General features: G+C 58.8%; 26 protein-coding genes. 2 read left to right on the top strand and 24 right to left on the bottom strand.

Annotated elements, in window-relative coordinates; all coding sequences use genetic code 11:
• Positions 1-125: 125 nt before the first annotated feature.
• A complete protein-coding gene (locus ABEA08_RS02480; protein ID WP_345332977.1) occupies positions 126-1,256 on the bottom strand; it encodes a S41 family peptidase in 1,131 nt (376 codons plus the stop codon).
• Positions 1,257-1,540: 284 nt separating this feature from the next.
• Between ABEA08_RS02480 and ABEA08_RS02475 the strand changes: the two genes are divergently transcribed.
• Positions 1,541-3,445, top strand: coding sequence for an alpha/beta hydrolase family protein (locus tag ABEA08_RS02475; RefSeq protein WP_345332975.1), 1,905 nt, complete (start codon positions 1,541-1,543; stop codon positions 3,443-3,445).
• A 77-nt stretch (positions 3,446-3,522) separates the two neighbouring features.
• Here ABEA08_RS02475 and ABEA08_RS02470 read toward each other — a convergent pair whose 3' ends face one another.
• Together ABEA08_RS02470 and ABEA08_RS02465 are read right to left on the bottom strand one after the other, a co-directional pair.
• The gene (locus tag ABEA08_RS02470; protein ID WP_345332972.1) at positions 3,523-4,941 is read right to left on the bottom strand and encodes a YfcC family protein; all 1,419 of its coding nucleotides are present in this window, start codon (positions 4,939-4,941) and stop codon (positions 3,523-3,525) included.
• Positions 4,942-5,186: 245 nt separating this feature from the next.
• Complete coding sequence (locus ABEA08_RS02465; RefSeq protein WP_345332970.1) at positions 5,187-6,026, bottom strand: LysR family transcriptional regulator; 840 nt, start codon at positions 6,024-6,026, stop codon at positions 5,187-5,189.
• A 100-nt stretch (positions 6,027-6,126) separates the two neighbouring features.
• Here ABEA08_RS02465 and ABEA08_RS02460 point away from each other — a divergent pair, with 100 nt between their 5' ends.
• Complete coding sequence (locus tag ABEA08_RS02460) at positions 6,127-6,387, top strand: DUF2798 domain-containing protein (RefSeq protein WP_345332968.1); 261 nt, start codon at positions 6,127-6,129, stop codon at positions 6,385-6,387.
• A 63-nt stretch (positions 6,388-6,450) separates the two neighbouring features.
• Here the strand turns inward: ABEA08_RS02460 and ABEA08_RS02455 are convergent, their stop codons facing one another.
• From ABEA08_RS02455 to fliM, 21 genes are all read right to left on the bottom strand, one after another.
• Positions 6,451-8,391 carry an alpha/beta hydrolase family protein gene (locus ABEA08_RS02455; RefSeq protein ID WP_345332966.1) on the bottom strand — a complete coding sequence of 647 codons (1,941 nt, stop codon included), beginning with the start codon at positions 8,389-8,391 and terminating at the stop codon, positions 6,451-6,453.
• Between the two features lie 140 nt (positions 8,392-8,531).
• A complete protein-coding gene (locus tag ABEA08_RS02450; RefSeq protein WP_345333299.1) occupies positions 8,532-8,942 on the bottom strand; it encodes a DUF2802 domain-containing protein in 411 nt (136 codons plus the stop codon).
• Complete coding sequence (locus ABEA08_RS02445) at positions 8,942-9,436, bottom strand: chemotaxis protein CheW (RefSeq protein WP_345332964.1); 495 nt, start codon at positions 9,434-9,436, stop codon at positions 8,942-8,944. The genes ABEA08_RS02450 and ABEA08_RS02445 overlap by 1 nt, the downstream gene beginning before the upstream one ends.
• Positions 9,437-9,440: 4 nt before the next feature.
• Positions 9,441-10,169, bottom strand: coding sequence for a chemotaxis protein CheW (locus tag ABEA08_RS02440; RefSeq protein WP_345332961.1), 729 nt, complete (start codon positions 10,167-10,169; stop codon positions 9,441-9,443).
• Positions 10,138-10,944 (bottom strand): ParA family protein, encoded by an 807-nt coding sequence (locus ABEA08_RS02435; RefSeq protein ID WP_345332958.1) that lies wholly within the window; start codon positions 10,942-10,944, stop codon positions 10,138-10,140. The genes ABEA08_RS02440 and ABEA08_RS02435 overlap by 32 nt, the downstream gene beginning before the upstream one ends.
• 3 nt (positions 10,945-10,947) lie before the next feature.
• Positions 10,948-11,304, bottom strand: a complete 357-nt coding sequence (locus tag ABEA08_RS02430) for a hypothetical protein (RefSeq protein WP_345332955.1) — start codon at positions 11,302-11,304, stop codon at positions 10,948-10,950.
• Positions 11,285-12,406, bottom strand: coding sequence for a protein-glutamate methylesterase/protein-glutamine glutaminase (locus ABEA08_RS02425; protein WP_345332952.1), 1,122 nt, complete (start codon positions 12,404-12,406; stop codon positions 11,285-11,287). Before ABEA08_RS02425 ends, ABEA08_RS02430 begins: the two co-directional genes overlap by 20 nt.
• 29 nt (positions 12,407-12,435) lie before the next feature.
• The gene (locus tag ABEA08_RS02420; RefSeq protein ID WP_345332949.1) at positions 12,436-14,601 is read right to left on the bottom strand and encodes a chemotaxis protein CheA; all 2,166 of its coding nucleotides are present in this window, start codon (positions 14,599-14,601) and stop codon (positions 12,436-12,438) included.
• Between the two features lie 10 nt (positions 14,602-14,611).
• The gene (locus tag ABEA08_RS02415; protein ID WP_345332947.1) at positions 14,612-15,337 is read right to left on the bottom strand and encodes a protein phosphatase CheZ; all 726 of its coding nucleotides are present in this window, start codon (positions 15,335-15,337) and stop codon (positions 14,612-14,614) included.
• A 14-nt stretch (positions 15,338-15,351) separates the two neighbouring features.
• Complete coding sequence (cheY, locus tag ABEA08_RS02410) at positions 15,352-15,735, bottom strand: chemotaxis response regulator CheY (protein ID WP_345332944.1); 384 nt, start codon at positions 15,733-15,735, stop codon at positions 15,352-15,354.
• A 43-nt stretch (positions 15,736-15,778) separates the two neighbouring features.
• The gene (locus ABEA08_RS02405) at positions 15,779-16,492 is read right to left on the bottom strand and encodes an RNA polymerase sigma factor FliA (protein WP_345332942.1); all 714 of its coding nucleotides are present in this window, start codon (positions 16,490-16,492) and stop codon (positions 15,779-15,781) included.
• A complete protein-coding gene (locus tag ABEA08_RS02400) occupies positions 16,485-17,375 on the bottom strand; it encodes a MinD/ParA family protein (protein WP_345332939.1) in 891 nt (296 codons plus the stop codon). The genes ABEA08_RS02405 and ABEA08_RS02400 overlap by 8 nt, the downstream gene beginning before the upstream one ends.
• On the bottom strand, positions 17,368-18,813 hold the full coding sequence (gene flhF / locus ABEA08_RS02395) for a flagellar biosynthesis GTPase FlhF (RefSeq protein WP_345332936.1): 1,446 nt from the start codon (positions 18,811-18,813) through the stop codon (positions 17,368-17,370). The genes ABEA08_RS02400 and flhF overlap by 8 nt, the downstream gene beginning before the upstream one ends.
• Positions 18,814-18,837: 24 nt before the next feature.
• Positions 18,838-20,937, bottom strand: a complete 2,100-nt coding sequence (gene flhA / locus ABEA08_RS02390; protein ID WP_345332933.1) for a flagellar biosynthesis protein FlhA — start codon at positions 20,935-20,937, stop codon at positions 18,838-18,840.
• A gap of 49 nt (positions 20,938-20,986) precedes the next feature.
• The gene (gene flhB, locus ABEA08_RS02385; protein ID WP_345332931.1) at positions 20,987-22,141 is read right to left on the bottom strand and encodes a flagellar biosynthesis protein FlhB; all 1,155 of its coding nucleotides are present in this window, start codon (positions 22,139-22,141) and stop codon (positions 20,987-20,989) included.
• On the bottom strand, positions 22,141-22,926 hold the full coding sequence (gene fliR / locus ABEA08_RS02380) for a flagellar biosynthetic protein FliR (RefSeq protein WP_345332927.1): 786 nt from the start codon (positions 22,924-22,926) through the stop codon (positions 22,141-22,143). The genes flhB and fliR overlap by 1 nt, the downstream gene beginning before the upstream one ends.
• Positions 22,926-23,195, bottom strand: a complete 270-nt coding sequence (locus ABEA08_RS02375; RefSeq protein WP_345332925.1) for a flagellar biosynthetic protein FliQ — start codon at positions 23,193-23,195, stop codon at positions 22,926-22,928. Before ABEA08_RS02375 ends, fliR begins: the two co-directional genes overlap by 1 nt.
• Positions 23,192-23,953 (bottom strand): flagellar type III secretion system pore protein FliP, encoded by a 762-nt coding sequence (gene fliP, locus ABEA08_RS02370; RefSeq protein WP_425557315.1) that lies wholly within the window; start codon positions 23,951-23,953, stop codon positions 23,192-23,194. The genes ABEA08_RS02375 and fliP overlap by 4 nt, the downstream gene beginning before the upstream one ends.
• Positions 23,954-24,343, bottom strand: coding sequence for a flagellar biosynthetic protein FliO (gene fliO / locus ABEA08_RS02365; RefSeq protein ID WP_345332922.1), 390 nt, complete (start codon positions 24,341-24,343; stop codon positions 23,954-23,956).
• Positions 24,340-24,720, bottom strand: coding sequence for a flagellar motor switch protein FliN (gene fliN / locus ABEA08_RS02360; protein WP_345332919.1), 381 nt, complete (start codon positions 24,718-24,720; stop codon positions 24,340-24,342). The genes fliO and fliN overlap by 4 nt, the downstream gene beginning before the upstream one ends.
• Positions 24,717-25,784 (bottom strand): flagellar motor switch protein FliM, encoded by a 1,068-nt coding sequence (fliM, locus tag ABEA08_RS02355; RefSeq protein WP_345332916.1) that lies wholly within the window; start codon positions 25,782-25,784, stop codon positions 24,717-24,719. The genes fliN and fliM overlap by 4 nt, the downstream gene beginning before the upstream one ends.
• Position 25,785 lies beyond the last annotated feature (1 nt).

Below are 25,785 nucleotides of genomic sequence, written 5' to 3'. Positions count from 1 at the left end.
TCCTTCTTTTGATCCACACCTTATCGGTCGATGCGCGCAACTTAGCACGGCCAAATGACAACCCGATGGCGAAGAGGGCTTTAATCGAACTTGCCGCCCTAGCGCGCAAGTCGAAGCCAAAGGCGCTAGTCGGCGTCTGCCATCACCGGCTGCAAACTGCCGCCCTCAAGCCAGCGCCGCACCTGTTCGATTTCCTGCTCGGGATCTTGTGGCTTGGGCAAGTAGATGTCCGGGGCAACACCAGCAATATCGACGGAATATTCCGGTAATGCCATGCGGCGCGAACTGGCGTAAAACAGCTCACGCTGCTCCGAGGGCAAGATCCAGGGCACCATATTGGAGTAATCCAGCGCGCCGATGGTAGGACGCCCCAACAACTTGACCGCAAACCCCTGTCGCGCCATCAACGCAAAGCTTTCGCAAGAGCTACCACAGCCTTGATCGATCAACACCGCCACCCGCTGTGGCTGCGACGCTGCTGCGGGCACGCGAAACGTACGCATGCTGTCCTCACCGGCTGTGGTGTACTGGCCATGCGGGGTCTGTGCCAGTGCCGCGATGCGTGGTTCCACCATCCGCTGGCAACTGGCTAAATCATCCATAAAGCGCGCGCACATTGCGCCATAGCCGTCGAGAGTGTTTGAGCTTGATAGCAGCTCAATCCCGGGTAAGTAAAGTTCATCACTAAGCAGATAAGGCAGCAGTGGCTGGAAACTGCTGTCCGTACCGCCACCGTTATTGCGAATATCGATTATCCAATTGGGGTAAGCCGACAGCGTCGTTTCTTTCTCGGTCATCAACGCCGCTAGCGCCTCACCTTGAGCATGAGCAAAACCGGGCAGAGTCAGCAACAGAGTATCCTTGGTCAAAGGCTCTATGGTGGGCGTCGAAGTGGTTTGCGCCTGCCAGCTTTCCTCCCAACTCGGGCCGCCATCGTGCAGTGCCATCAACCACAAATGCGTGCCGCGATACGCCTGAAGATAGCGATTAAGCACTTTATCGCACTCCGAACGGGTCGAGACTCGATCCGCCGCCGCGCGGGCCTGGGTCATAGCATGGGTAAAGTGCTTACGCCCTTTCTGCTGGAGGTGATCTGTCGCACCGGTATCATTTTCCAGCAGAAAATCGGGCAAGGCGGCGAGATCGCGCTGGCACTCCATCACTAGACTCTCTTGCTCAGTGTCCAAACCCAACCGGCCCAGCATCACAACGGCGACCCCGGCAACCACGATGCCACTCACCCACTTCCAATTCATCGCGCTTTCCCGGCCGTAGACAAAGGTCCAGCTTAAGCCGGTCACAGGCTCAACCCTCGGCCGCAGTCAGCCTCGATTGCATTAATGGCTCGGGTGTCACGAAAATGCGTACCACAACCCTACAACCAGCCGCCACGGCGCTCAAACCGGGCACCCGCATTGTGTTGCCGGTAACCAACTTCGTGCGTCCGTCGTCATATCATTGCTCGTTCACTCGATAAGCTCTCTTGCACAACCACTCAGACAGGATCCCCTGAATGTTCAGACGAATAAGAGCCATCGGAATGGCCCTATGCTGTCTGCTCCCGTGCTCGTTAATGGCGCAAAGCTCGGTAGCCGATTTTGTTTCTCTGCCCAATTACTCCCAGCTGCAACTCTCCCCCAGCGGCCAATATCTGTCGGCACTGCGCTTGTATGGCGACGATCAAGTGCTGGTGGTGACCGATCTCAAAGCCCGCGAGACCCAAGGGGTATTGCGCGTCGATAACCTGCAAAACAAACTCAATTGGTATCACTGGGCCAGCGACGACACCCTGCTGTTCAGCGTGGAAACCATCCGCCGTGACAATGATGCGCGCTACGCCATCCGCCGCCTGCAAAAGATGACGCTGGGCAAGGACAGTCGTCCTCGTCCCGTGGTGCGACTGCGCGACACCCACGGTCAGATCGGCCTGGTCCACACACCGCAATTCACCGATCGGGTGATCGATTTTCTGCCGGACGATCCGGACCATGTACTTCTCGCGCTGGATCTGGACACCCCCAACCTGCCGGCGATCTATCAGGTCAATATCCACAATGGCCGGGAGAAACGCTTGCAGCCGGCGCGCGATGGCTATGATCGCTGGTGGACCGACCGTCAACATCGCATCCGTCTGGGCTACGGCCGCAATAAAAAGCAGGAGTATTATCGGCTCAATGACATCGACGGCGATGGCCACCGAACCCTATGGGATAACGATCCGGAGTTTAAACGCTCCCTCAGCATTCTCGGTTTCGGGCTCGATCCCAACGAGCTGTACATCTCTGCCCCCCACGAGAAGCGCCGTGCCGTGTTTAAGGTGGATCTGACCTCCGAGTCACTGGAGCGCACCTTGGTGTTAAGCGATCCCCAGTACAACCTGTATGGCTCCCTGCTGTACTCCCCGGTCTCCGGCGAAGCCGTCGGTCTTTCCGCACCGGATCGAGTCCACGGTACACGTTACTGGAGCAAGGAGTACCTCAGCCTGCAGCGGGCACTGGATAAGGCTCTGCCCGATGACAACAATGCCCTGATCGCCTTCTCCGCAGATCAGCAAAAGTACATTCTTAAGTCACGCACTCGGATAAGCCCAGGGGATTATTACCTAGGGGATCGCAGCAAAGGCAGCCTGGACTACATCGGCAGCGAGTTGCCCGGTGTCACCGACGCCAACTTTGCCGGCCATCAACGCACCCAGTTTGAAACGCTGGAAGGGCGCGTCTTCGATGGCTACCTCACCCTGCCTATTGGCTACGATGGCAAACGGCCGCTGCCGACCCTGCTGTTGCCCTTTAACGGCCCCGCCAGCAGCGTGCCGGGCAGCTATGACAAATGGTCGGCGCTGCTGGCCAGCCGAGGCTTTGCGGTCTATCAGCCGGATCTCAGCTTCCAGATCAGCGACGGCAGCCACACCACCGGCCGGTTGCTGGGCGAGCGGGGAGAGCAACTGCAGCATGAGCTGATCGACATCATGGATTACCTGATCGAGACCGGCGTCGCCGATCCCAAGCAGATCTGCCTGATCGGCCGTGGCAACAGCGCCCTGCTTAACCTGCTGACCGCCGCGCAGTATCCGGATCGGGTTCACTGCACCGCCAGCTTCGGCGCCATCACCGACATTCCCATGCTCCGCAGCCAAAGTGAATCCTTTGTCAACGGCGACATCGTTCGTCGCAATCTGGATCACAGCAAGCCGCGCCATCGCAGCCACTCGCCGGTGAACCTGGCCGACAAGCTGAGCCAACCTCAGCTGCTGGTTCATGGCACGGACGATCGCATTGCCACCATAGAGCACAGCGAACGTCTGCATCAGGCGCTGCTCCGGGCCAAGCAACCGGTTGAGCTGGTGACACTGGAAGCCAGTGACACCGCGCTGGAAAACCAGACCCACCGGGTCCAGGCGATGAGTGCCCTGGTGGCCTTTTTGGAGAAAAACCTTACGCTCTAGCCAGCGCTAAGATCCCCAGCAAAAAAACGCCCCGGCGATCGCAGGATCACCGGGGCGTTTTGCTCAGAAGCCGACGCTTAGAACGGGCCGAGGCCGATCATCTGACCGATCACCACGGCCACCAGCGCCACCACGGTCCACAGCGCAAACAGCGGCAGGAAGAACTTGACCCAGGTGCCGTAGGGGATCTTGGCCAGGGCCAGTACCGCCAGCAGGCCGCCATTGGTTGGGTAGATGTAGTTGGAAATGCCGTCTCCCAGCTGGGAGGCCAGCGCCGCCACCTGACGGGTCACGCCGCCCATGTCCGCCAGCGGTACGATGATCGGCATGGTGATCACCGCTTGGCCAGAGCCCGATGGGATAAACAGGTTGATGATCGCCTGCGACACATACATGGCCACAGCAGACATCAACTCATTACCGCCGATCAAAAACTGCGACAACCAGTGAATGATGGTGTCCACCACCATGGCGTCTTCCATGATGGTCATGATGGCACGGGCGAACAGGATGATCAGCGCCGCCACCAGCACATCGCTACAGCCACGGGTCCAGTAGTCGCAGATCTTGTTCAGGCTCAAACCGCCGACCAGGCCGGAGATAAAGGCCGCGGCAAAGAAACAGCCGGACATCTGATTAAAGCCAAAGCCCATGGTCAGGGTGCCGTAGATCATAAAGCTCATGATGGCGACGAAGGTCAGGCCGGCCGCTTTTTCCCGGCTGTTCAACGCCTTGACTTGCTCAGCCACGTCATAGGTAACGCCGGAGTTGGCCACTAGGCTTTGACTGGGATCGGCCTTGACCTTCTGCGCATAGCGCAGCACGTAGGCCATGCCGGTCAGCAGCATGAAAATGCCGATAATGGCGCGATACCACATGCCGGAGTAGAGCGGCAGCTCGGCGATGTCATGGGCAATACCGGTAAAGAACGGGTTGGCCAGAGCGGCAGCGAAACCGGCACAAGAGGAGAGCAGGACGATCCCCAGTGCGGTCATGGCGTCATAGCCCAGCTTGATGCAGATGGGGATCATCAAGGTAATGAAGATCACATCCAGCTCACGCATGCCGGTGAACGTGGTGTTGAGATAGATGGCCAGCATCACCACCGGAGCGATCACCCACAGGCCCTTGCCCGCGGTCTTTTCGGTCAGACCATAGACGGCGGCATCGAGCACGCCCATGTACTTAAGCACGCCAAACGCGCCGCCGACGAACAGCACCAAGCCGATGATCCCAGAGGCCTGAACAAAGCCCTTATAGAAGGACTCGAAGAAGGCGGCGATGCCGGCAGGGTTGGACTCGATGAAGGCAAAGCTGGCGGGATCGACCAAGGTACGGCCATCCACCACCACGCGCTCGAACTGACCGGCAGGCACCAAATAGGTCGCTACCAGTGCCACCACAACCATGATGATCAGCGACAGAAACGGGTGATTCACTTCTTTTGGCGCAGCCGCGCCCGCGGCCGGAGCGCTGGCCGTTTGAGTAACTTGCATATTATCCCCTTATGAAAAGCGCTGACGGCGACATCAAACTCAGTGAACAGGCACTGAAATGCAGGCCGTAGCCTGTCATTGGTCGGGAAAAGTCCACACAACCGGATGAAGCAATATGGGGTGTCGGCAGAGGGTGCCGTCAGCAAAAGCGGGCAAGTTTGCCAGAAAAGCGGCCAAGCGCCTAGTCTGCCGCCCTGCCATTGTCCTAAATGTGACCAAGCCCCGGCGAAGTCGTGAGCACCAGATCAGTCGAGCAGACGTGCGATCAACAAGCTCATCGCTTTGGGCTGGTGAACCCGTTGCTGATACATGACAAACGCCTGACGCTGAGGGATCTGCAGCTCGGGCATTACCTCGACCAATCCCGCGTCCGGTAACATCTGATAGGGGATCAGCACCAATCCCAGATCCGCCTGTGCGGCCCGGATCTTGGCGCGCAGATCGTTCACCACCAAACGTCCGCTCAGCGACAACAGCTGAGTTTCCCCATCCAGCGTGAACGCTTGCTGGCGCTCATCAAACTGACGGATCCAATCGTGCGTCATCAAGCCATCCAAGCTCGTGGGCGTGCCTTTCTCGCGCAGGTAGTTTGGGCTGGCGAACAGGCCCACTTCGGACTGAAAGAAAGGACGGGCAATCAACTCGGAGCTGCGGCCGAGCTCAAACCCTATCACCAGATCCCGATCCGTTTCTGGCGTAGCGCCCTCCAGGCTCAAACTCAGCTCCACCGTCACGTCCGGGTAGTCGGCCAAAAAGCGCTCCAGCAGCGACGCAATGCGCATCTGGTAAAGCGTGCTGGGGACCGTCAGCCGGAGGTGGCCCTCCACCTTGTGCCGGTTTTCCATCAGCTGAGTCAGCTGAAACTGCACCTGGGCCAGCTCGCCGCTCAGCCGTTGATAAAACTGCATTCCCGTCGCCGTCGCCACCAGCTCACGTCCCTGCCGCTCCAATAATCGCACATCCAGTCGTTGCTCCAGCGCCGCCAAACGCCGCGATAAGGTCGATACCGGGATCCCCGATCGCTCGGCGGCTTTCAGTTGCGAGCCGGCGCTGACCACCAGACAAAACAGCTGGAGATCGTCCATGTTTCCAAATGTGGGATCCACGGTTGCAAATGTCCCTATATTTTCCATTTACGGGCCAGTGTAGGGTGAATAGCTCGAAACAGGAAGCCTCGGAGGCGCAATGAAAGATCCACAATTTTGGCTGACCGCCATCCTCAGCTCGCTCATTATGGGTCTGTTTATGTCCGGTCTGATGACGCTGCTCAACCTCGGCCTCTGCGAACACTTCTTTGCCGCCTGGCGCCGCAGCTTTTCCATTGGCTGGCCGGTGGCGCTGCTGTTTAGCGTGCTGATCTTGCCGACGGTCCGGCGCGGTGCCGAGTGGCTGGGCCAACGCTTATTGCCTCAATCCGACTCCGCCTCCTTGCAGAGCGATCCATAAAAAAACGCCAGCCGGAAAACCGGCTGGCGCAGTGCGATACCGCCCGAGTGACCGATATAGACGTCAGTTCTTCAGATGCTCATCGAGAAAATCAACAATGGCCTGCATGGTCTCAAGCCGATGCTGTTCATGCCACAAATGGTGATCGCCGTACTCCAACTCCAGGTAGCGTACGGGTTTCTTTTGTCGCTGCAGCGCCTTGTGCATATCCCGACTATGGGCGACGGGCACGATATCATCATCACTGCCATGAATGAGTAGGATGGGCGTCTCGATCTGCTTAGCATGTCGTACCGGTGAATTGGCCCGGTTGCGCTTACGATCGGTACCCAACTGTTTACGCACCACCTTTTCATTCGAAAAGTGACGTGCATCGCTGACCAGTTTCTCCAGATCGCTGACTCCGGCAAAACTGACAGCACAACGAAAAGTGTCACCATGCTTGACCGCAGCCATCAGCGCCGCATAGCCCCCATAGCTGGCACCAACAATGCAGATCCGCTCGGGGTCCGCTAAGCCCTGTTCCACCAAGTAATGGGCCGCGTCCTGCAGATCATCCTGCATCTCCGCCCCCCATCCGGCGATGGCCGCATTAGAAAAAGCAAAGCCACGCCCGCTGGATCCACGGAAGTTGGGCTGTAGCACGACATAGCCCTGATTGGCCAATAACGCCGACCAATAGTCAAACGACAGTTTGTCGCTGCCAGCAGGGCCGCCGTGGGGCAGGATCACCGCGGGCACAGCGCCATCCTCTGCTTGCACCATCGGCCGGGTCAACATGGCATCGAGCTCAAGACCATCACGGGCCTGATAGCGGACCGCTTCCTTACCACTGTGATTGGTTGGGTTCACCTGTGGGTAACGACTGCCAATGTAATCAATGGCATTTGTCGTCCGATCGCCCAGATAGTAGTGGCCGGGATCGGACTCCGAGGAAGAGAACAGAATGTACCGGCGGAGACCTCGTGTCTCAGCCAAAATCCGATTGTGGTGATCCGGTAAGGTTTCATCGAGGGACGCCTGCAGCATTTGATAGTCGCTATCCCAATAGTCAATGCCGTTTCCGTCGATCCCATGTCGGATCCCAACCGCTTTGCCGGTTTTGGGCGAATAAACCAAGCCACCGTCGATGTCGTAGTCCGGGTGGGAGTAGAACAGCGTCATCTCGGGCTCCGCCTGACTCACATCAGCACGAAACACGGCGTAGCGCCCTTCGTGTTCGGCCCGCAAATAGAGAATGTTGGGATTGAGGTCAAAACCTAACACGTCGATCTCTGGGGCATTGAACAATTCGTACTCCCAAAGTATGCGGTAATTGTCGCCCCCCTCGTCATACAAGCGAACAAACATCTCGGTATCACTGCGCCCCAAACCAATGCGGATCCGGCCTTGTCTATCAGCAACCCAAGTGTAGATATCCGATTTGGCGCGCAACACGCGATGAACCCGACCGGAATTGAGGTCCAGTTTGTAGACACTGGGATGATTGGCCACATCTAAAGCCAGGTTGATTAGGATGTGATCGGGCTCATCCGGCAACAAGCTAATGACGCCATCAGCCAGTTGTGGCAACTGACTGCCCTGAATATTGCGTAATCGGATGGCGTTTCGCGGCTCGTCATCCTTACCCAGAGTCATCACCTGCAGCCGAGTAACCGAGTACTTCACACCACGCTGATGTCGAGTCGTACCAACACCAAACAATATGGTTTCGTCATTGGCCCACGCATACCAGTCAAGGGTTGTCTTTAGGTTATCGGCATAAGCGAGACTTTCGCCTTGTCCGGTGTTCAGATCGATCACCATAAGAACTTCAAAACCCTGCTCTCCCTTTAGGAAAGACAGATAGCGACCGTCGGGGGAGAGCTGGACACTGCTCACCAAGGGCAAAGAAGCAAAGGCTTCAACAGGCAGGGGGCTGGGAGCCGGAGTCTCCGGCTCTTGGCCACTGCTTGGCATAGCAACAAGCAGCAACCATACGACAAAATGCCAAAGTCTGATCACATCAAAACCCTTATTTCTTTTTGATGAAACCCTACTGAAAGAGAGGCTAAAGATCACCAATCATAGAAAGTCACAGAGCCCAAAAACAACAAAACCGAAGCATATGCTTCGGTTTGTAAACAGTGCAGGGCTTCCTCTGGCTACTGGCTCCGTCGATGCAGAGTCACCAGCAACTGCGCTTCCGCCCGGGGCAGCTCACACTCACGCATGATCTCCTCGACATCGGCCCCCAGCTCCACCATCTTCATCGCCCGATTGTACAGCCGGGCCTCCGGATCGTTTTGCTTTACCTCGTCCTGGCGGGCGCTCAGTAACTCAAGCTCCTGCTCGAGCTCCTTCACCCGACGACCCACGCCGAGGGCACCGGTTCGGATCTCTGCCATCTCCCGCTGCAGATGGTCATTGGTGCTCTGTGCCGCCTTCTGCAGCAGCTTGAGGGCATCACACTTGCGCTCCAACTGGGCAAAGCGACGATGGCTCCACCACAACAGGACCGACAGCAATACCGTCAGACCAACGGCCACCAAGGCTAATGGCAGGATCCAATCCATCACAGGGCGGCTAACTCCATCCACTCTTCACCACTGAGCAGCTTTTCCAGATCGACCAAAATCAGCAGCTTATCATCGCGATGGCACACGCCCTGAATGAACTTGGCGCTCTCTTCATTGCCCACGTTCGGCGCGGTGTCGATCTCGGAGCTCTTGAGGTACACCACCTCGGCCACGCTGTCGACCAAGATCCCCACCACCTGATCTTCCGCTTCGATGATCACGATACGGGTGTTATCGGTGACCTCAGCGTCACACAAACCAAACCGAGCACGCGTGTCGATCACCGTCACTACGTTGCCGCGCAGGTTGATGATCCCCAGCACGTATTGAGGTGCCCCAGGGACCGGCGCAATGTCGCTGTAACGCAGCACTTCCCGCACCTGCATCACATTGATGCCGTAGGTTTCATTTTCCAGTTGGAAGGTTACCCACTGCAGCACTTCATCATTTTTATCCAGCGCCTCAACGGCATTCGTTTGTTGCATGGCCATCCGCTTAGGACTCCTTCAAGTTAATATCTAAACCCGCATCCAACAGGTCAACCAGCTCTGGTACATCCAGAACCACGCACATACGCTTGCGCACCACCCCGGCCAGATAGCGTCGCTTATCTTCCGGTTTGCGCCAATTGACCTCATCCTTGGACAAAGGCTCGGCATTGACCAGAGCCTCACAGGCCAAGGTCCAGCGGCTGTCGCCCAGTTGCACCAAATACTGATAATCCGGCGTCTCGGCCGCGGACCGATCGGGCATCAACCAACGGGCACTGTCGACCACATAGTAACGCTCATCCCGCTCCGTCTGAACACCCAGCATCCAGCTAGGTTGCCCTGGCAGCTTGCTGCGGCTCGCCACCCGCTTAATGCCGCCGAGCAGTTGCAGTGGCACCGCCAGCGTGAGCCCAGCCACCTTAAAGTAAAGGCAGGGAAACTCGCTGTCGAGTTGTGCCCGCCAATCCTCCGCCACCGGGCGCAGTGCCGGTGCCGACTCGACGCTCGGTGCCAAGGGCTGCTCAGGCGCTGGCTGTGCCATCTCAACCACCACCGGTGCACTCGCAGGGAAACCGTCGGTTTCCGCCGCCTGCGGCGCCCAGCCGTCGGCTTGCTGTTGTCGCGCCTTTTCCAGCAAGGCGCCGACTCGAGCCTGGTGCAGTGTCGGCGCCTCTGGCGCCGTCAGCAACACATCAAAATAATCATCGACCGCTTGCTGCGCGTCGCGGGACATTGGCCTGGCCTCGTTCTAACAGTGCATTCAAAAGCTCATTGTATGCGCTCACCCCGCGGCAATCACCCGCAAACTGCGGCGCCGGTAAATGGGCGAGACTGGCGTCACGTAATCGGGTATCGACCGGGATCACCGAGTGCCACAACGCGCCGGGATAGGTGCGTGCCAACTCTGACAACGCCAATAAAGATGCCTTGGTTCGACGGTCGAACATGGTCGGCACGATCAGATAGGGCGGCACCCGGCGACCGGCTTGCCCCATCCGCTCCAGCGTTTGCACCATGCGCTCGAGCCCTTTCAGCGCCAGGTATTCGGTTTGCACCGGCACCACGATCTGCTGACAGGCGGCCAGCGCATTGACCATCAAGACGCCAAGAACCGGCGGACAGTCGATGATCACCGTATCGTATTGGCCTTGCAGCAGACCCACCACCCGATCGAGGATGAAGCCCATGCCCGGCTGATTGCCCAGGCTGCGATCCAAGGTGGCCAACGCCGTAGCCGCTGGCATCAGATCCAACCCGGCCACCGAGGTCGGCACGATCGCCTGCTGACAACGGGCTTGCGTCAGATCCTCATGATGGTGAAACAGATCAAACAACGACGCCGGCAGCTGCTCAGGATCCAATCCTAAGTAGTAGCCCAGCGAAGCGTGCGGATCGGTATCGATCATCAGCACCCGCTGGCCTTTGGCCACCAACAGCCCCGCCAAAGTCACGACGGTGGTGGTCTTGCCCACCCCACCCTTTTGATTCACCACGGTCCAGACGCGCATGGGTTACTCCACTGTGGCGGTGTAGCGAACCGCACCGTTGGGCTGCTGCATTACCGCAACGCCGTCCTGCTGTTGCAGCACTTGCGCCTGACCCGACTTCTGCGCCTCCAACGCCAGCGCCTGCTGCCGCTGATAGTGCGCTAAGCGGCTGCGCAGCTGTTGATTCTGCTCCAGCACCCCGAGCAGTTGTTGATGCTGCTCACTCGCGGCCTGATGCTGTTGTGCCAGTTGCTCGCTCAGCTCTTTGGCGTGAACATGTTTATCCAGTGCCCACACCAGGGTCACTAGGGTAAAAATGCTTAACGCCGCACACAGCAGTGGAAACAAGCGGCAACTCCAGTTACAACCGTTGGGTTTCACGAAGGATCGCCTCCGACATCTTATCCAAGGGAATGGAGTGGCTGGCTATCCCTTCCGCTGCAACCGCCTGTGGCATGCCATAGACCACGCAACTGGCCGCATCTTGTGCCCAGATATTGGCGCCGAGGCGTTGCAACAAACGACAGCCCTCACGGCCGTCGGCGCCCATGCCGGTCAGGATCACCCCCAGTACATCACCGCCAAACACCCGCGAGGCGCTGCCAAAGGTGATATCGACCGAGGGCTTGTAATTGATCTTGTCATCGCCGTCGCGCACCACCAATCGGCTGTTGGCCGCGCTGCCGTCCACCAGCATCTGTTTGCCACCGGGCGCCAGATAGGCGACACCGGGGCGCAACCGCTCACCGTGCTCGGCTTCCTTCACCTGGATCGCGCACAGCCCATCGAGCCGCTGGGCAAACGCCGGCGTAAAGGCCGCAGGCATATGCTGCACCAGCAGGATCGGGTGGGGATAGTTGGCCGGGAATTGGGTCAGGATGGTTTGCAGCGCCACCGGGCCACCGGTTGAGGTGCCGATCAGCAGCGCCTTATAGTGCTTACCGCTGGCTCGGCCCGGCAACTTAACCTGCCCCACCTTTGGCACCGCACTGCGCGGCGCAGCGGTCGGCGTGGCCGGCGTGCTCAGCCGCGCGGCGGTACGCGCCAAAGGCCGCGGCGGGATCGCCTTGCTCAATGCGCCGAAACGCTGACGGGCAATGGCGCGAACACGCTGCTGCAACAGGCTGGCCGCCGCCTGACGATCGTTAGCGATGTCCTCAAACCGCTTGGGCAGAAAATCAGCCGCACCGGCATCGAGTGCATCGAGGGTGGCCCGCGCGCCGTCGTAGGTCAGCGATGAGAACATCATCACCGGCACCGGGCTGTGCGCCATGATCGCGCGGACCGCACTGATCCCATCCATCACCGGCATCTCAATGTCCATGGTGACCACGTCCGGGCGCAACTGACGCACCTTTTCAACGGCATCCTTGCCGTTTACCGCCGTATCAATCACTTCCAGCCCCGGATCTGCGTCCAGGATCTCAGCCACGCGTCGGCGGAAAAAACTAGAGTCATCAACGACCAAAACCTTGATGGTCATCTGTTTCCTTATTCCTCTGTGCCCCACGCTCAACGGCGTCGGGCGTAATGTTTCAGCATGCCGGGGACGTCCAGGATCAGCGCAATGCCGCCGTTGGACGTGATGGTCGAGCCCGCCATTCCGGGGACGCCGTGCAGCATGGCGCCCAGTGGTTTGATCACCACCTCTTCCTGGCCGATCAGGCCATCCACCACAAAGCCAACCTGGGTGTTGCCAATATGCACGATCACCACGTGGCCCTTGCCTTCCCGCTCGGCACGACCGGCGCCCTTGCACAACCACTTATCGAGGTAGAACAGAGGGATGGCCCGTTCGCGAACCGTAATGGACAACTGACCATCCACCACGTTGGTGGTACTCAGATCCATATGGAAGATCTCCGATACGCACGACAGCGGCAGCGCAAAGCTTTGCTGGGCCACCTTCACCATCAGGGTCGGCATGATCGCCAGCGTCAGCGGCACCTTGATCTCAATAATGGTGCCCTCACCGGGCGAGGAGTCGACGGTCACCGAGCCGTTAAGCTGGGCAATGCGGGTTTTCACCACATCCATGCCGACACCGCGGCCAGAGATATCGGAGATCTCGGATTTGGTGGAGAAGCCCGGTGCGAAGATCAGGTTATAGGCGTCAATGTCCGACATGCGGGCGGCGGCATCGGCTTCAAGCACACCCCGCTCAACCGCCAGCGCTTTGAGTTTGTCGGCGTTCATGCCGCCACCGTCATCGCGAATGCACAGCAGGATATGATCGCCCTCCTGCGCGGCCGACAGCAGGATGGTGCCTTGGCGAGGTTTGCCCGCCGCGACGCGCTCCTCGGGCATCTCAATGCCATGGTCCACCGCATTGCGCACCAGGTGCACCAAGGGATCCGCCAGCGCTTCGACCAGATTCTTATCCAGATCGGTCTCTTCGCCCTCCAACTGCAGTTGGATCTCCTTGTCGAGCGAACGCGCCAGATCGCGCACCACCCGAGGGAAGCGGCCAAACACCTTTTTGATCGGCTGCATCCGGGTCTTCATCACCCCGCCCTGCAGATCGGCGGTGACCAGATCTAAGCTGGCCAGCGCCTTGCTCATCTCCTCGTCATCCCGCTCGATACCTAGGGTCAACAGTCGATTGCGCACCAACACCAGCTCTCCGACCATGTTCATGATCTCGTCCAACCGGGCGGTATCGACGCGAACCGTGGTTTCCGCTGGGGTGGTGGCCGTGCTGCTCTTGCGCGCCGGCTTAGCGGGTGCGCTGACTGGGGTTGAGTTCGAGGCCGGGCTTGATGGCGCGGCGACAGGCGCTTGTGACACAGCCGCTTGCGGTGCCTGACCGCTGCCGTGCAGATCGTCCAGCAGTTGCTCGAACTCATCTTCCGAGATCAACTCCGACGACGTGGCGTTGGCAGCGGGGCTTGCCGCCACGGGCTTGGCCTCAAACCGGCCTTTGCCGTGCAATTCGTCCAGCAGAGACTCAAACTCATCCTCGGTGATCTCATCATGGCTCGCGGCTGAGCTGGGCGCCTCGACCGGCTCGGCAGCGGACGCCACTGAACCGGACGACGTATCCACTTGCGGCTCGGTGCCAAACTGACCGGCTCCGTGCAGCTGATCGAGCAATGAGTCAAACTCGTCCTGACTGATGTCGGTCTCGGGCTGGACACCGTCGGTCAGACTCGCAAGCATCTGCTGGTAGTCATGCTCGCTGAGCGCATCGATCCCACGGGGACTGGGCACCAGTTGGCTCAGCGGCACGGTATCCACCATAGGCGCTGCCACCGGTGGCGCAGTCGCCGCGGCAATCGGCGCTGGCACCTCACCGCTGGCACAACGCTCCAGCGCCGCCAGCATGGCCGGATCAGCCGCTTCGGGCGTCTCGCCATTCTGCAAGCGGGTAAACATGTCATTGACCGCATCCAACGATTGCAACACCAGATCCATCAACTCAGCGGTCACCGTGAGTTGATCATTGCGCAGCAGATCAAAGATGTTTTCTGCGCCATGGCAGGCATCCACCATGGCGTTCAGGCTGAGAAAGCCCGCGCCGCCCTTGACCGTGTGAAAGCCACGGAAAATGGCATTAAGCAGATCAGAATCTTTCGGGTTCTGTTCCAGATCCACCAACTGCGCCTGCAGTTGCTCCAAGATCTCGCCCGCTTCTACCAGAAAGTCCTGGAGGATATCGTCGTCGAGGTCAAATCCCATAGCCTAACTCCTAAAATCCAAGGCTGGACAGCAAGTCATCCACCTCGTCTTGGCCGTTCACCACTTCCTCGCGGTTTTCTGCCGCAACGACCGGTCCCTCAGCCAAGACAAGATCACGTTGTTTCATTTCCTGCTCTGGCTCTCCAAACATGGTCAGCATCTCAACCAAGGAGAACTCCACTTCCCGCACCAGCTCGATCACCTTGCGGATCACCTGTCCGGTCAGATCCTGGAAATCCTGTGCCATCAACACTTGATTGAGCAGATCCTTCAGTCGTTCCAGATCGCCCCCCGTGTCTTCCAGCAGACCATCGACGTCATGACACAAAGATTTAAACTGCGCCAGATCCAGCTCGCGTCGCATCAGCTGATCCCAACGGGGTTTCACCTGCAACAACTTGGACTGCAAGGCGTCCGCCAGCGGCAGACTCTCCTCGACCGCATCCATGGTGCGGTTGGCCGCCTGCTCGGTCATGTCGATCACATAGGTCAGCCGCTCTTTGGCGTCCGGGATCTCCTGGTTGGCCAGCTCCGCAATGCGGTCATCCAACTGAAAATCCCGCAGCGCATCGTGCAACTGACGGGTCAGTTTGCCGACTTCATCAAACAGATGTTGATTGGTGTCCACATTGGCCTGACGGATCAGCAGGTTTGCCGCCTCCGTCTGTCCCTGTTCCAGCATCTGAACCAGGGCTTGTGCGTCCTCTAACGAGATCAACGCCGCTTGTTGTGTCATCCCGACATCCTTGTTCAGTTAAGACGCTCGAACACTTTGTCCAGTTTCTCTTTCAACGTCGCCGCGGTAAACGGTTTGACGATGTAGCCATTCACGCCCGCTTGCGCCGCGGTGATGATCTGCTCACGTTTCGCTTCCGCCGTCACCATCAGCACCGGCAGATGCTTGAGGTTGTCATCCGCGCGGATGGCCCGCAGCAGATCGATCCCCTGCATGCCCGGCATGTTCCAATCGGTCACAACGAAATCAAAGTCGCCGTTTTGCAGCATCGGCAACGCCGTTGAACCATCATCAGCTTCCTGCGTATTGTTAAAGCCCAAGTCACGCAGCAGATTCTTGATGATCCGACGCATCGTTGAAAAATCATCAACGATCAGGATCTTCATGTTCTTGTCCAAAGTCCCCTCCAATGAGGCCATCTAATAACAAATTATCAGCGTTTCACGCGGTCCATGCCCGCAATTTGGTTTTCAGTCGCACCATGGCTTGACTGTGGATCTGGCTGACTCGGGACTCACTGACCCCCAAGATCAAGCCGATCTCCTTGAGATTCATCTCTTCGTCGTAGTACAACGACAGCACCAGCGCTTCGCGCTCTGGCAGCGTCTTGATCGCCGCAGCCAATGCCTGGCGAAAGCGCGCATCGGCCACCGAGCCAAAGTTATCCGCAGCGTCATCGGTGGGACCCAATGCCTCTTCAGAGACACTAAGATCTTCAATACCAATAATTTTCCCGCAGCTTACATCATTGAGAATATGATGATACTCCTCCAGCGAGAGTTCAAGCGCTGCGGCGACCTCGCTGTCGGTGGGATCGCGCCCCAGCACCTTCTCCAATTGCTCGACCGCTTCGCTGACTCGGCGGCCATTGCGATGCACCGAGCGCGGCGTCCAATCGCCCCGCCGGATCTCATCGAGCATGGCGCCGCGGATGCGGATCCCAGCAAAGGTTTCAAAACTGGCCCCTTTGCTGGCATCGAAATTGCCCGCCGCTTCCAGCAGACCAAGCATGCCGGATTGCAGCAGATCGTCCAGCTGCACACTGGCCGGCAAACGCGCCAGCAGATGATGCGCGATGCGCTTTACCAATGGGGTATAACGGGCGACGATCCCCGCCCGATTATCAAACTGGGTATAGGCCGCCGCCTTATTCACCAACCGCCTCTCCGTACATATTGCGCCGGATCAGCCGCTCAACGAAGAACTCGAGATGGCCGCTGGGGTTTTGCGGTACCGGCCAGGCCACGATCTTATTGGCCAGGCCCTGATAGGCGATCGCCGCCGGGGTGCGCGGGAAAGCCTCCACCACCACCTTTTGTTGACGAACCGCTTTACGCACATTCTCATCGAATGGGATGGTCGCCACCAACTCCAGTGCCACATCGAGGAAACGATCGGTCACCTTGGACAGCTTGGCGTACAGCTCCATACCTTCGCGCAGACTGCGCACCATGTTGGCGACAATGCGGAAGCGGAACACCCCGTGCTCACGAGACAGCAGCTTGATCAACGCATAGGCGTCGGTGATCGAGGTCGGCTCGTCGCACACCACCACCAGCACCTCCTGCGCCGCCCGGGCAAAGCTCAGTACCATGTCTGAGATCCCCGCGGCGGTATCCACGATCAGGCAATCAAACTGACTCTCCAGATTGGAGAAGGACTGGATCAGAGCGGCGTGTTGCGTCGGGGTGAGCTCCACCATGCCTTGAGTGCCGGAGGCGGCCGGAACGATATTGATCCCCTGCGGTCCCTCCACCAACACTTCCTCCAGCGTGCACTCGCCTGCGAGCACATGGGACAGGTTATATTTGGCACGAACACCCAACATCACATCGACATTGGCCAGTCCCAGATCAGCGTCCAACACCAGAACCCTCTGGCCCTGAGCCGCCAACGCCGTTGCCGTATTGATGGAGACATTGGTTTTACCTACGCCGCCTTTACCGCCTGTGACGGCTATCACTCGGATCATGTTTTCTTGTTTCTGTACCATCTTTCTCAGCCCGCTCGCTTGATCCTGTAGAAACCATTCAGTCATACAACCCCACCATACTCGATGCGTGTTGTTGCGGCTGCTCTGGTGATGCAGCGCCCTCTTCGGTCAAAGCCCGTTGGGCCAGATAATGAGGGTCAGCCGTCCGGAGATCTTCCGGTACCCGTTGTCCATCCGTCAGATAGCATACAGGCAATTGTTCTTGAAGTAGCACACTCAAAGCCTCTCCAATACTGTGGGCTTCGTCCAACTTGGTGAAGATGCATCCTGCCAAATCAATACGTCGGAAACGCTCCACCGTTTCTTGCAATACCCGGTACTGTGCCGTTGCCGACAACACCAAGTACGGTTTAATAGATAACTTAGTGGCACCGGTCAGTCGCTCCAGTTGCTCCACTAAGCGCATGTCCCGTTGGCCCATGCCCGCGGTGTCGATCAGCACCAAGCGACGACTGCGCAACTGGTACAACACCTGCTCCAGCTCATCGACACTGGCGGCACTGCGCACCGGACACCCCATGATCTTGCCGAAGGTCGCCAACTGCTCCTGGGCCCCGATCCGGTAGTTGTCTGTGGTCACCAGCGCGACCTGCTCGACGCCATAGCGCGCCGCAAAGCGCGCCGCCAGCTTAGCGATGGTGGTGGTCTTGCCCACCCCGGTCGGGCCAACCAGCGCGATCACCCCGCCTTCCTCGAGCATCGCTTCGTTACCACACACCAAGGCGTCGGCCACCAGCGCAGGCAACCGGGCCAGCACATGATGCAATTCACCCTGTTGCGGCAACAGCTGGGCAAAGTGCTCCGCCACCTCGCGATGAAAACCGAGATCGCGCAGCTGCTCGATCACCATATTGCGGACAGGCTCGGTCCGGGCCATGTCCTGCTGCATCAAGTTTGAGACCTGATGCTGCAACAGTTGCCGGATCGACGCCATCTCTTCGCGCATGGCGCTCAGCTCGGCTTGCCCCTGGCCGGTGCTCGCGCGCGCAGCGGGTTGGGGACGAGCCGGGGCTGCAGCGCGGGGCTGCACCTCCGGCTCCGGCTTGGGCGCCGGCTCGAACGCGCGCTGAGCCCACTTAGGCAACGCCTGCTCTTGCTTGGCCACCATCGCCTTGGCTTCTTTTTGCTGACGTCGCTGCTGCTGACGTTCCAACAGCGCGCGCAGGCCATCCGAGCTCTGCACACTGGCGCGTTGTTGAGGCGTGGGTTGGGGCGCGGGTGCCTCAGCGGCGCGGTTCAGCGCCACCGGGGCGGAGGAAAGACTCACTTTATCCTCACTAAGCGAACGAGACGGGGCCGGACTTAAATTGTCGGCCGGCGCAGTGTCATTCTTTTGCGGCACGTCAAAGTCGACTGCGGCGACGATCTCGACCCCGCCACTGACGCGCTTGTTGGACATGATCACCGCGTCCTGTCCCAGCGCCTCCTTCACCTCCGCCAAGGCACTGCGCATGTCTTTGGCAAAAAAGCGTTTAATTCTCAACGTCTCGCCTCCAAGGCTGAACCATTACTGACCGACCGATTGCACGATCTTGATCTGCTTATCATCCGGGATCTCCTGATAGGACAACACCCGCAATGACGGTATCGTGTGTTTAACAAAGCGAGAGAGCGTGGTTCGCAACAACCCGGACGTCAGCAAGACCGCTGGCTCCCCCACCATTTCCTGTTTCTGCGCCGCATCCTTAAGCGAGCGCTGTAAACGCTCTGCCAGCCCCGGCTCCAAGCCACTGTTTTCGCCATTGCTCGACTGCAATGACTGATGCAGCAACTGTTCCAGCTCCGGCGACAGGGTCACCACCGGCACCTCGCGCTCGGAGCCGTTGATCTCTTGAATGATCAAACGTTTCATCGCGATCCGCGCCGCGGCCGTCAGCACATCGGGATCCTGACTTTTCGGGCCATACTCCACCAAGGTCTGGATCAGGGTGCGGGTATCGCGGATCGGCACGCCCTCATTGAGCAGGTTCTGCATCACTTTGACGATCACCCCGAGTGACAGGATCTCCGGCACCAGCCCCTCGACCAACTTCGGCGACTGTTTGGCGAGGATATCCAGCAGCTGTTGCGCCTCTTCATAACCCAGCAGCTGCGCCGCATTATTGCTCAATAGCTGCGACATGTGGGTGGCGACCACCGTGCTGGCATCGACCACGGTGTAGCCCAAGGTCTGGGCGTAGTCGCGCTGATCCGGATTGACCCAGACCGCTTCCAGGCCGAACGCCGGATCGACCGTAGGTTGCCCCTCCAACTGGCCAAACACCTGACCCGGGTTGATCGCCAACTCGCCATCGTGGCGGATATCGGCCTCGCCCACCACGACGCCCATCAGGCTGATGCGGTAGGTGCTGGGCCCCAGATCCAGGTTATCGCGGATATGCACCGGCGGGATCAAAAAACCAAACTCCTGCGACAGCTTCTTGCGCACCCCTTTGATCCGCGACAGCAGCTCGCCGTTTTGGCCTTTATCCACCAAAGGGATCAAGCGGTAGCCCACCTCCAGGCCGACAATATCAACGTGATTGACATCATCCCAGCCCAGCTCTTTGGGCTCCGATTCCAGACGTTCGGTATTGCCCTGCGCCTGCTCCGTCTCCGCCAGCACTTTTGCTTCGATCTGACGCTTATTGATCCACCAAGTGGTGACCGCCATGCCGATCCCCAGCGAGACAAACGCCAAGGTCGGCATGCCCGGCACCAGACCCATGACGATCAACACGCCCGCGCTGATCCCCAGTACCTTAGGGTTGGCAAACATCTGCCGGGCGACCTCTTCGCCCATCTTCTGGGATTCATTCTGACGGGTGATGATGATGGCGGCGCCAATGGAGAGCAGCAGACCGGGGATCTGCGCGACCAAGCCATCACCAATGGTCAGCAGGGTGTAGATCTCCACCGCCTGGCCCAGACTCAGGCCATGCTGGGCCATGCCGATCACGAAGCCGCCGATGATGTTGATCACCAACACCAGGATCCCGGCGACCGCATCGCCCTTAACGAACTTGGAGGCACCGTCCATTGAGCCGTAGAAGTCCGCCTCTTTCGACACATCGGCGCGACGCTCCCGCGCCTGCTCCTGATTGATCAGGCCGGCGTTCAGATCCGCATCGATGGCCATCTGCTTGCCGGGCATGGCGTCCAAGGTAAAGCGGGCGCTCACTTCGGAGATCCGCCCGGCACCTTTGGTAACCACCACAAAGTTGATGATCACCAGGATCAGAAACACCACCAGACCGACGGCATAGTTGCCGCCGATCACCACCGAGCCGAACGCTTCGATCACCTTACCCGCCGCCGCGGGGCCATTATGGCCCTCCAACAACACCAGCCGGGTCGAGGCCACGTTGAGCGCCAATCGCAGTAGGGTCGCCATCAACAGCACGGTCGGGAAGGCGGCAAAATCCAGCGGGCGCAGGGTGTAGATCGCCACCAGCAGCACCACCAGCGCCAGTGCGATATTAAAGGAGAACAACAGATCAAGCAGCACCGGCGGCATTGGCAGGGTCACCATTGCCAAGGCGGCCAGAACCATGATGGGCGTGCCGATCCCTTTGAGATGTGTGTAACGGTTCTGATAGAGCGAACCGAATGTAGCCTTAAGATCCATACAGCGACTTAAAATTGACGTATTGGTTTAGGCAGCAATTTCCGCGCCATTATTCTGATTCTTCAGGGTTATCTACCCAAAGCTCGGTCGGGATCGGGATCTCATTGGGTAACGGGATCGGTCGTCGACCACGGCCATGTTGAAACTGCTTAAGCTGGAACACATACGCCAGCACCTGTGCCACGGCGGTAAATAGCCCTTCCGGCACCGGTTGATCGAGCTTGGTTGAGTGGTAGATGGCCCGTGCCAATGCCGGAGAGGATACCACGGGAACCTGGTGTTCGCGTGCGATTTCTCGGATTTTGAGGGCGATCTCATCATTGCCTTTAGCAACGACAAGTGGCGCATTATTAACAGATTTATCGTACTTTATCGCCACCGAATAGTGGGTCGGGTTGACCACCACCACATCGGCATTGGGCACCTCGGCCATCATCCGTCGCTGCGACATCTCACGCTGCAGTTGTCGGATCTTGCCCTTCACCTCAGGCTTACCTTCGGTCTGCTTGAATTCGTCCTTCACTTCCTGCTTGGTCATGCGCAACTGCTTGTTGTGATTCCACAGTTGATAGGGCGCATCGATCACCACGATCAACAGCAGTGAAGCGCACAGCAACACAAACAACTTAAGTAATAATTCCAAGGCATTACGCACGGCGCCAGCGGCATCGCCGCTGGACAGATCCAGGATCCGCTCGAAATTAAAACGCAGCAAGAGAAACGCCACACAGGCGATCACCGAAAACTTGGCGATGGATTTGACCAGCTCGACCACCGCCTGGACGCCAAACATCCGCTTGAAGCCGTTCATCGGATTCATCTTATTGGGCTTAGGAGCCGCCGCTTTCCAGCTGAAACTGAGCCCGCCCAAACCGATGTTGCCGAGAAAGCCGGCGATAAACAGCACCACCACGAAGCCGAGCACCGGCCCCACCAGATGACCCAAGATACTGCGGTACAGCTTGCTGAGCTCGCCCAGATCAAACACCTGGGCACGGGTCAGATCAAACTGGCCTTCGGCGATCTGCAGCAGCGCGCTGCCGATCTGCTCACCGAGCATCAGCATCGACGCGGCAGCGGCCACCAGCACCGCCGCCGTACCCAGCTCCTTCGAGCGGGGAACCTGGCCCTTCTCCCTGGCCTGCTCCCGCCTTCGGGGGGTGGCTTCTTCGGTCTTTTCCTGACTGCTGTCGTTTTCCGCCATCAGCGTACCTCACAGTCCAGTCGGAGCAGATCGCAGATCAGGATCTGGCCCTCATCCCACATGGCGTAGAAATGGGGCAGCACCCCGCCCAGGGTCAACCACAGGATCAGCAAGCCAGACACCATGGTGATGGGAAAACCGATGGCAAAGATATTGAGCTGCGGCGCTGCCCGAGTCATCACGCCAAAGGAGAAGTTGATCAGCAACAAGGCCGTCGCAGCCGACAACGACATGGTCAACGCGGTCGCAAACATCAGCCCGCCAAACTTGGCGATGCTGTCGAAATTGGCCACCAGCAAGCCCTCGCCGATCGGCAAAGTCTCGAAGCTGGCGATCAGCATGCGGATCATCAACAAATGGCCATCGACGGCAAAGAAAAACAGGGTGGTCATCAACAGGAAGAACTGGCCGATCACCGGCACCTGCTGGCCATTGGAGGGATCAACCATGGAAGCGAAACCCAGCGAGGTCTGCATGCCGATGATCTGGCCCGCCAGCACAAAGGTATTGAGCACCAGTACCGAAACGAACCCCACCGCCACGCCGATCAACACCTGCTGCGCGCTGATCAGAAAGCCCTCGGCCGACAGCAGATCGATCGCCGGCGGGGTGGGCAATACCGGCGCCACCGCCGCGGTGATCATCACGCTCAGCAGCAGCCGCACCCGCGCAGGCACCGAGGAGCCACCGATGGTGATCATTACCATCAGCATGGCGCTGATCCGAAACAGCGGCCACAGCACGCTGCGCAGCCAATCAAAGATGATCGGCAGGGGGTATTCCATCAGCCGACAACCTGAGGGATCAGGGCCACCATCTCAAACATCAGCTCCATCAACATCCGCGTCAGCCAATGGCCGAGCACCATCAGCGTGGTCAGGGTCACCAACAAACGCGGCAAGAAGGAGAGGGTTTGTTCATTGATGGAGGTCGCCGCCTGGAACACCGCCACCACCAAGCCCATCATCAGACCGGGCAAGATGATGGCCGAGACCAGCATGACGATGGTCTGCAGCGCATGGCGAAAGATATCAACAAAGGTCTCTGGGCTCATGTCGGCCCTCCGAGGCCAAAGCTGACCGCCAGCGTCCCCATCACCAGGTTCCAGCCATCCACCAGCACAAATAGCATGATCTTAAACGGCAGGGACACGATCATCGGCGACAGCATCATCATCCCCATCGCCATCAGGACCGAGGCCACCACCAGATCGATCACCAGAAACGGGATAAACAACATAAAGCCGATCTGGAAGGCGGTCTTGAGCTCCGAGGTCACAAACGCCGGGATCAACACCGTCATCGGCACCGCCTCGCGCTGAGTGATGTCGGTTCGGCCGCTGATCTCAAGGAAGGTGTTGAGATCGGTATTGCGGGTCTGCGACAGCATAAAGCCGTGCACCGGGGCCTTGGCCTGCGCCATCGCCTCCATCATGCCGATCTCCTCGGCCATGTAGGGCACCAGCGCGTCTTCGTACACCCGATCGAGCACCGGTGTCATGATAAACAAGCTGAGGAACAGCGAGATCCCCAACAGCACCTGATTCGACGGAGTTTGCTGCAAGCCCAACGCCTGACGCAAAATGGCCAACACCACAATAATGCGGGTAAAGCTGGTCATCAGAATGACCATCGCCGGCAAGAAGGTCAGCACCGTCATCAGTGCCAGGATCTGCAGGCTGACGGTGTACTCCTGATCGCCATTGGCATTGGTGACCACGGTCAACGCCGGTATGCCGGTATCGGCCAGCGCCAATGCGGGCCAAGCGCCCGCGATCAGGGCCAACAGCCCCAGTGCGATCCCTCTGCCCACCTAGCGCTCCTGCTTCTGGTTAAACTTCGCCAGGAGCTGGCCAAATTGATTGGCTTGCGGCTCGGCCAGCGGCTGTTCCAGTTTGTCCAACAAGGAGATCTGGCTGCCGGTGATCCCGACCAGATACTGCTGCTCACCCACCTGCACCACCGCGATCCGTTCACGATTGCCCACCGGCATCATCGCGACCGCTTTGAGCTGGCCGGCTCCGAGCGACGAGGGCAGATTGATCCGCCGCGCTAAAAAGCCCAGTAGCAGAATAAAGGCCACGATCCCCACCAGCGACGCGGCGATGGTGGCGATCTGATCGCTGCTGCCCGCCGCAGGCTCCGCCGCCAACGGCAATGCGGCCGACAGCAACGCAGCCGGCCCAATCCAACGGTACGTCATCGCAGCTTCTTGATCCGTTCGGTTTGACTGATCACATCGGTCAAGCGGATGCCGAACTTGTCGTTCACCACCACCACCTCACCGTGCGCCACCAAGGTGCCATTGACCATCACATCCAGCGGCTCACCGGCCACCCGATCCAGCTCCACCACCGAGCCCTGGTTCAACTGCAACAGGTTACGGATACTGATGTTGCTGCGGCCCACCTCCATCGAGATATTGACCGGAATGTCGAGGATGGTATCCAGCTTGCGCCGCTCCTCGGCACTGATATCCCGGTCGTTGCCAAACTCTTCCAGTTCAACACGCTCTGCCTGCTCGCCCAGGGCGGAAGCCCACTCCTGTGCCAGATCATCTTGGTTTGGATCGTCGATCATCGCTCACCTTCATTCTTCTCTTCATCAGCCGCGTTCAGCATCGCTTCCGATGCCAGCGTCAATGCGCCCTGACGGCTGACCATTTGCAATTCATTCTTATAGGATTTGGGTCTGGGGATCCGCTCGCTGATCTGGATCGCCAGATGTTCGCCGCTGCGGCCCAGCTTGCCCCGGAACGTCGGCAGCTCCTCGACCCGCATCAACAGGTGCTCAGGCAGCTCCACCGGGATGATATCGCCGGTCTTCATCTCCATCACCTGACGCAGTGAGATCTCCTGCTCAAGCAAAGTGGCGCTGTACTCCACCTCCACATCCATGATCTCATCTTGCAACGCCTTGGCCCAGCGCAGATCGGTATCCTGCTTATCGCTCTGCACCCCGGCATCCAGCAGCTCGCGAATGGGCTCGATCATCGAGTAGGGCATGGTGATATGAAAATCCCCGCCGCCGCCATCCAGCTCGATATGGAAGGAGGACACCACCACCACCTCGGTCGGGCTGACGATATTGGCCATCGCCGGGTTCACCTCGGAGTCGAGATACTCAAACTCCACGTCCATCACCGGCGACCAGGCCTCTTTGTAATCCTCAAATACGGTTTTGAGCAGCAGCTGGATAATACGCCGCTCGGTCGGGGTAAACTCTCGCCCTTCGATCTTGGCCTGGAAGCGGCCATCGCCGCCGAAGAAATTATCCACCAGCAGGAAGACGAGCCGGGCTTCCATGGTGATAAGGCCGGTGCCTTTGAGCGGGCGAAACCGCACCATGTTCAGGCTGGTGGGCACAAACAGAGTGTGCACATACTCACCGAATTTCACCATCTGCACGCCGTTGATCGACACCTCGGCATTACGTCGCATCATATTGAACAGACTGATCCGCAGGTGGCGGGCGAAGCGCTCATTCACCAGCTCCAGAGTGGGCATGCGCCCACGTACGATCCGATCCTGCGAGGTGAAGTCATACACCACCGCCTGACTCTCGTCGTAACTGGGCTCCTCCTCGACGTCATCGACCCCGTGGAGCAACGCATCAATTTCGTCCTGACTTAGAAGATCGGTCATG

The organism is Ferrimonas pelagia, assembly GCF_039543565.1.
Classification (GTDB): domain Bacteria; phylum Pseudomonadota; class Gammaproteobacteria; order Enterobacterales; family Shewanellaceae; genus Ferrimonas; species Ferrimonas pelagia.
Note: the sequence above shows the minus strand (reverse complement) of the source record. Positions and strands in the feature narration are given on the sequence as shown.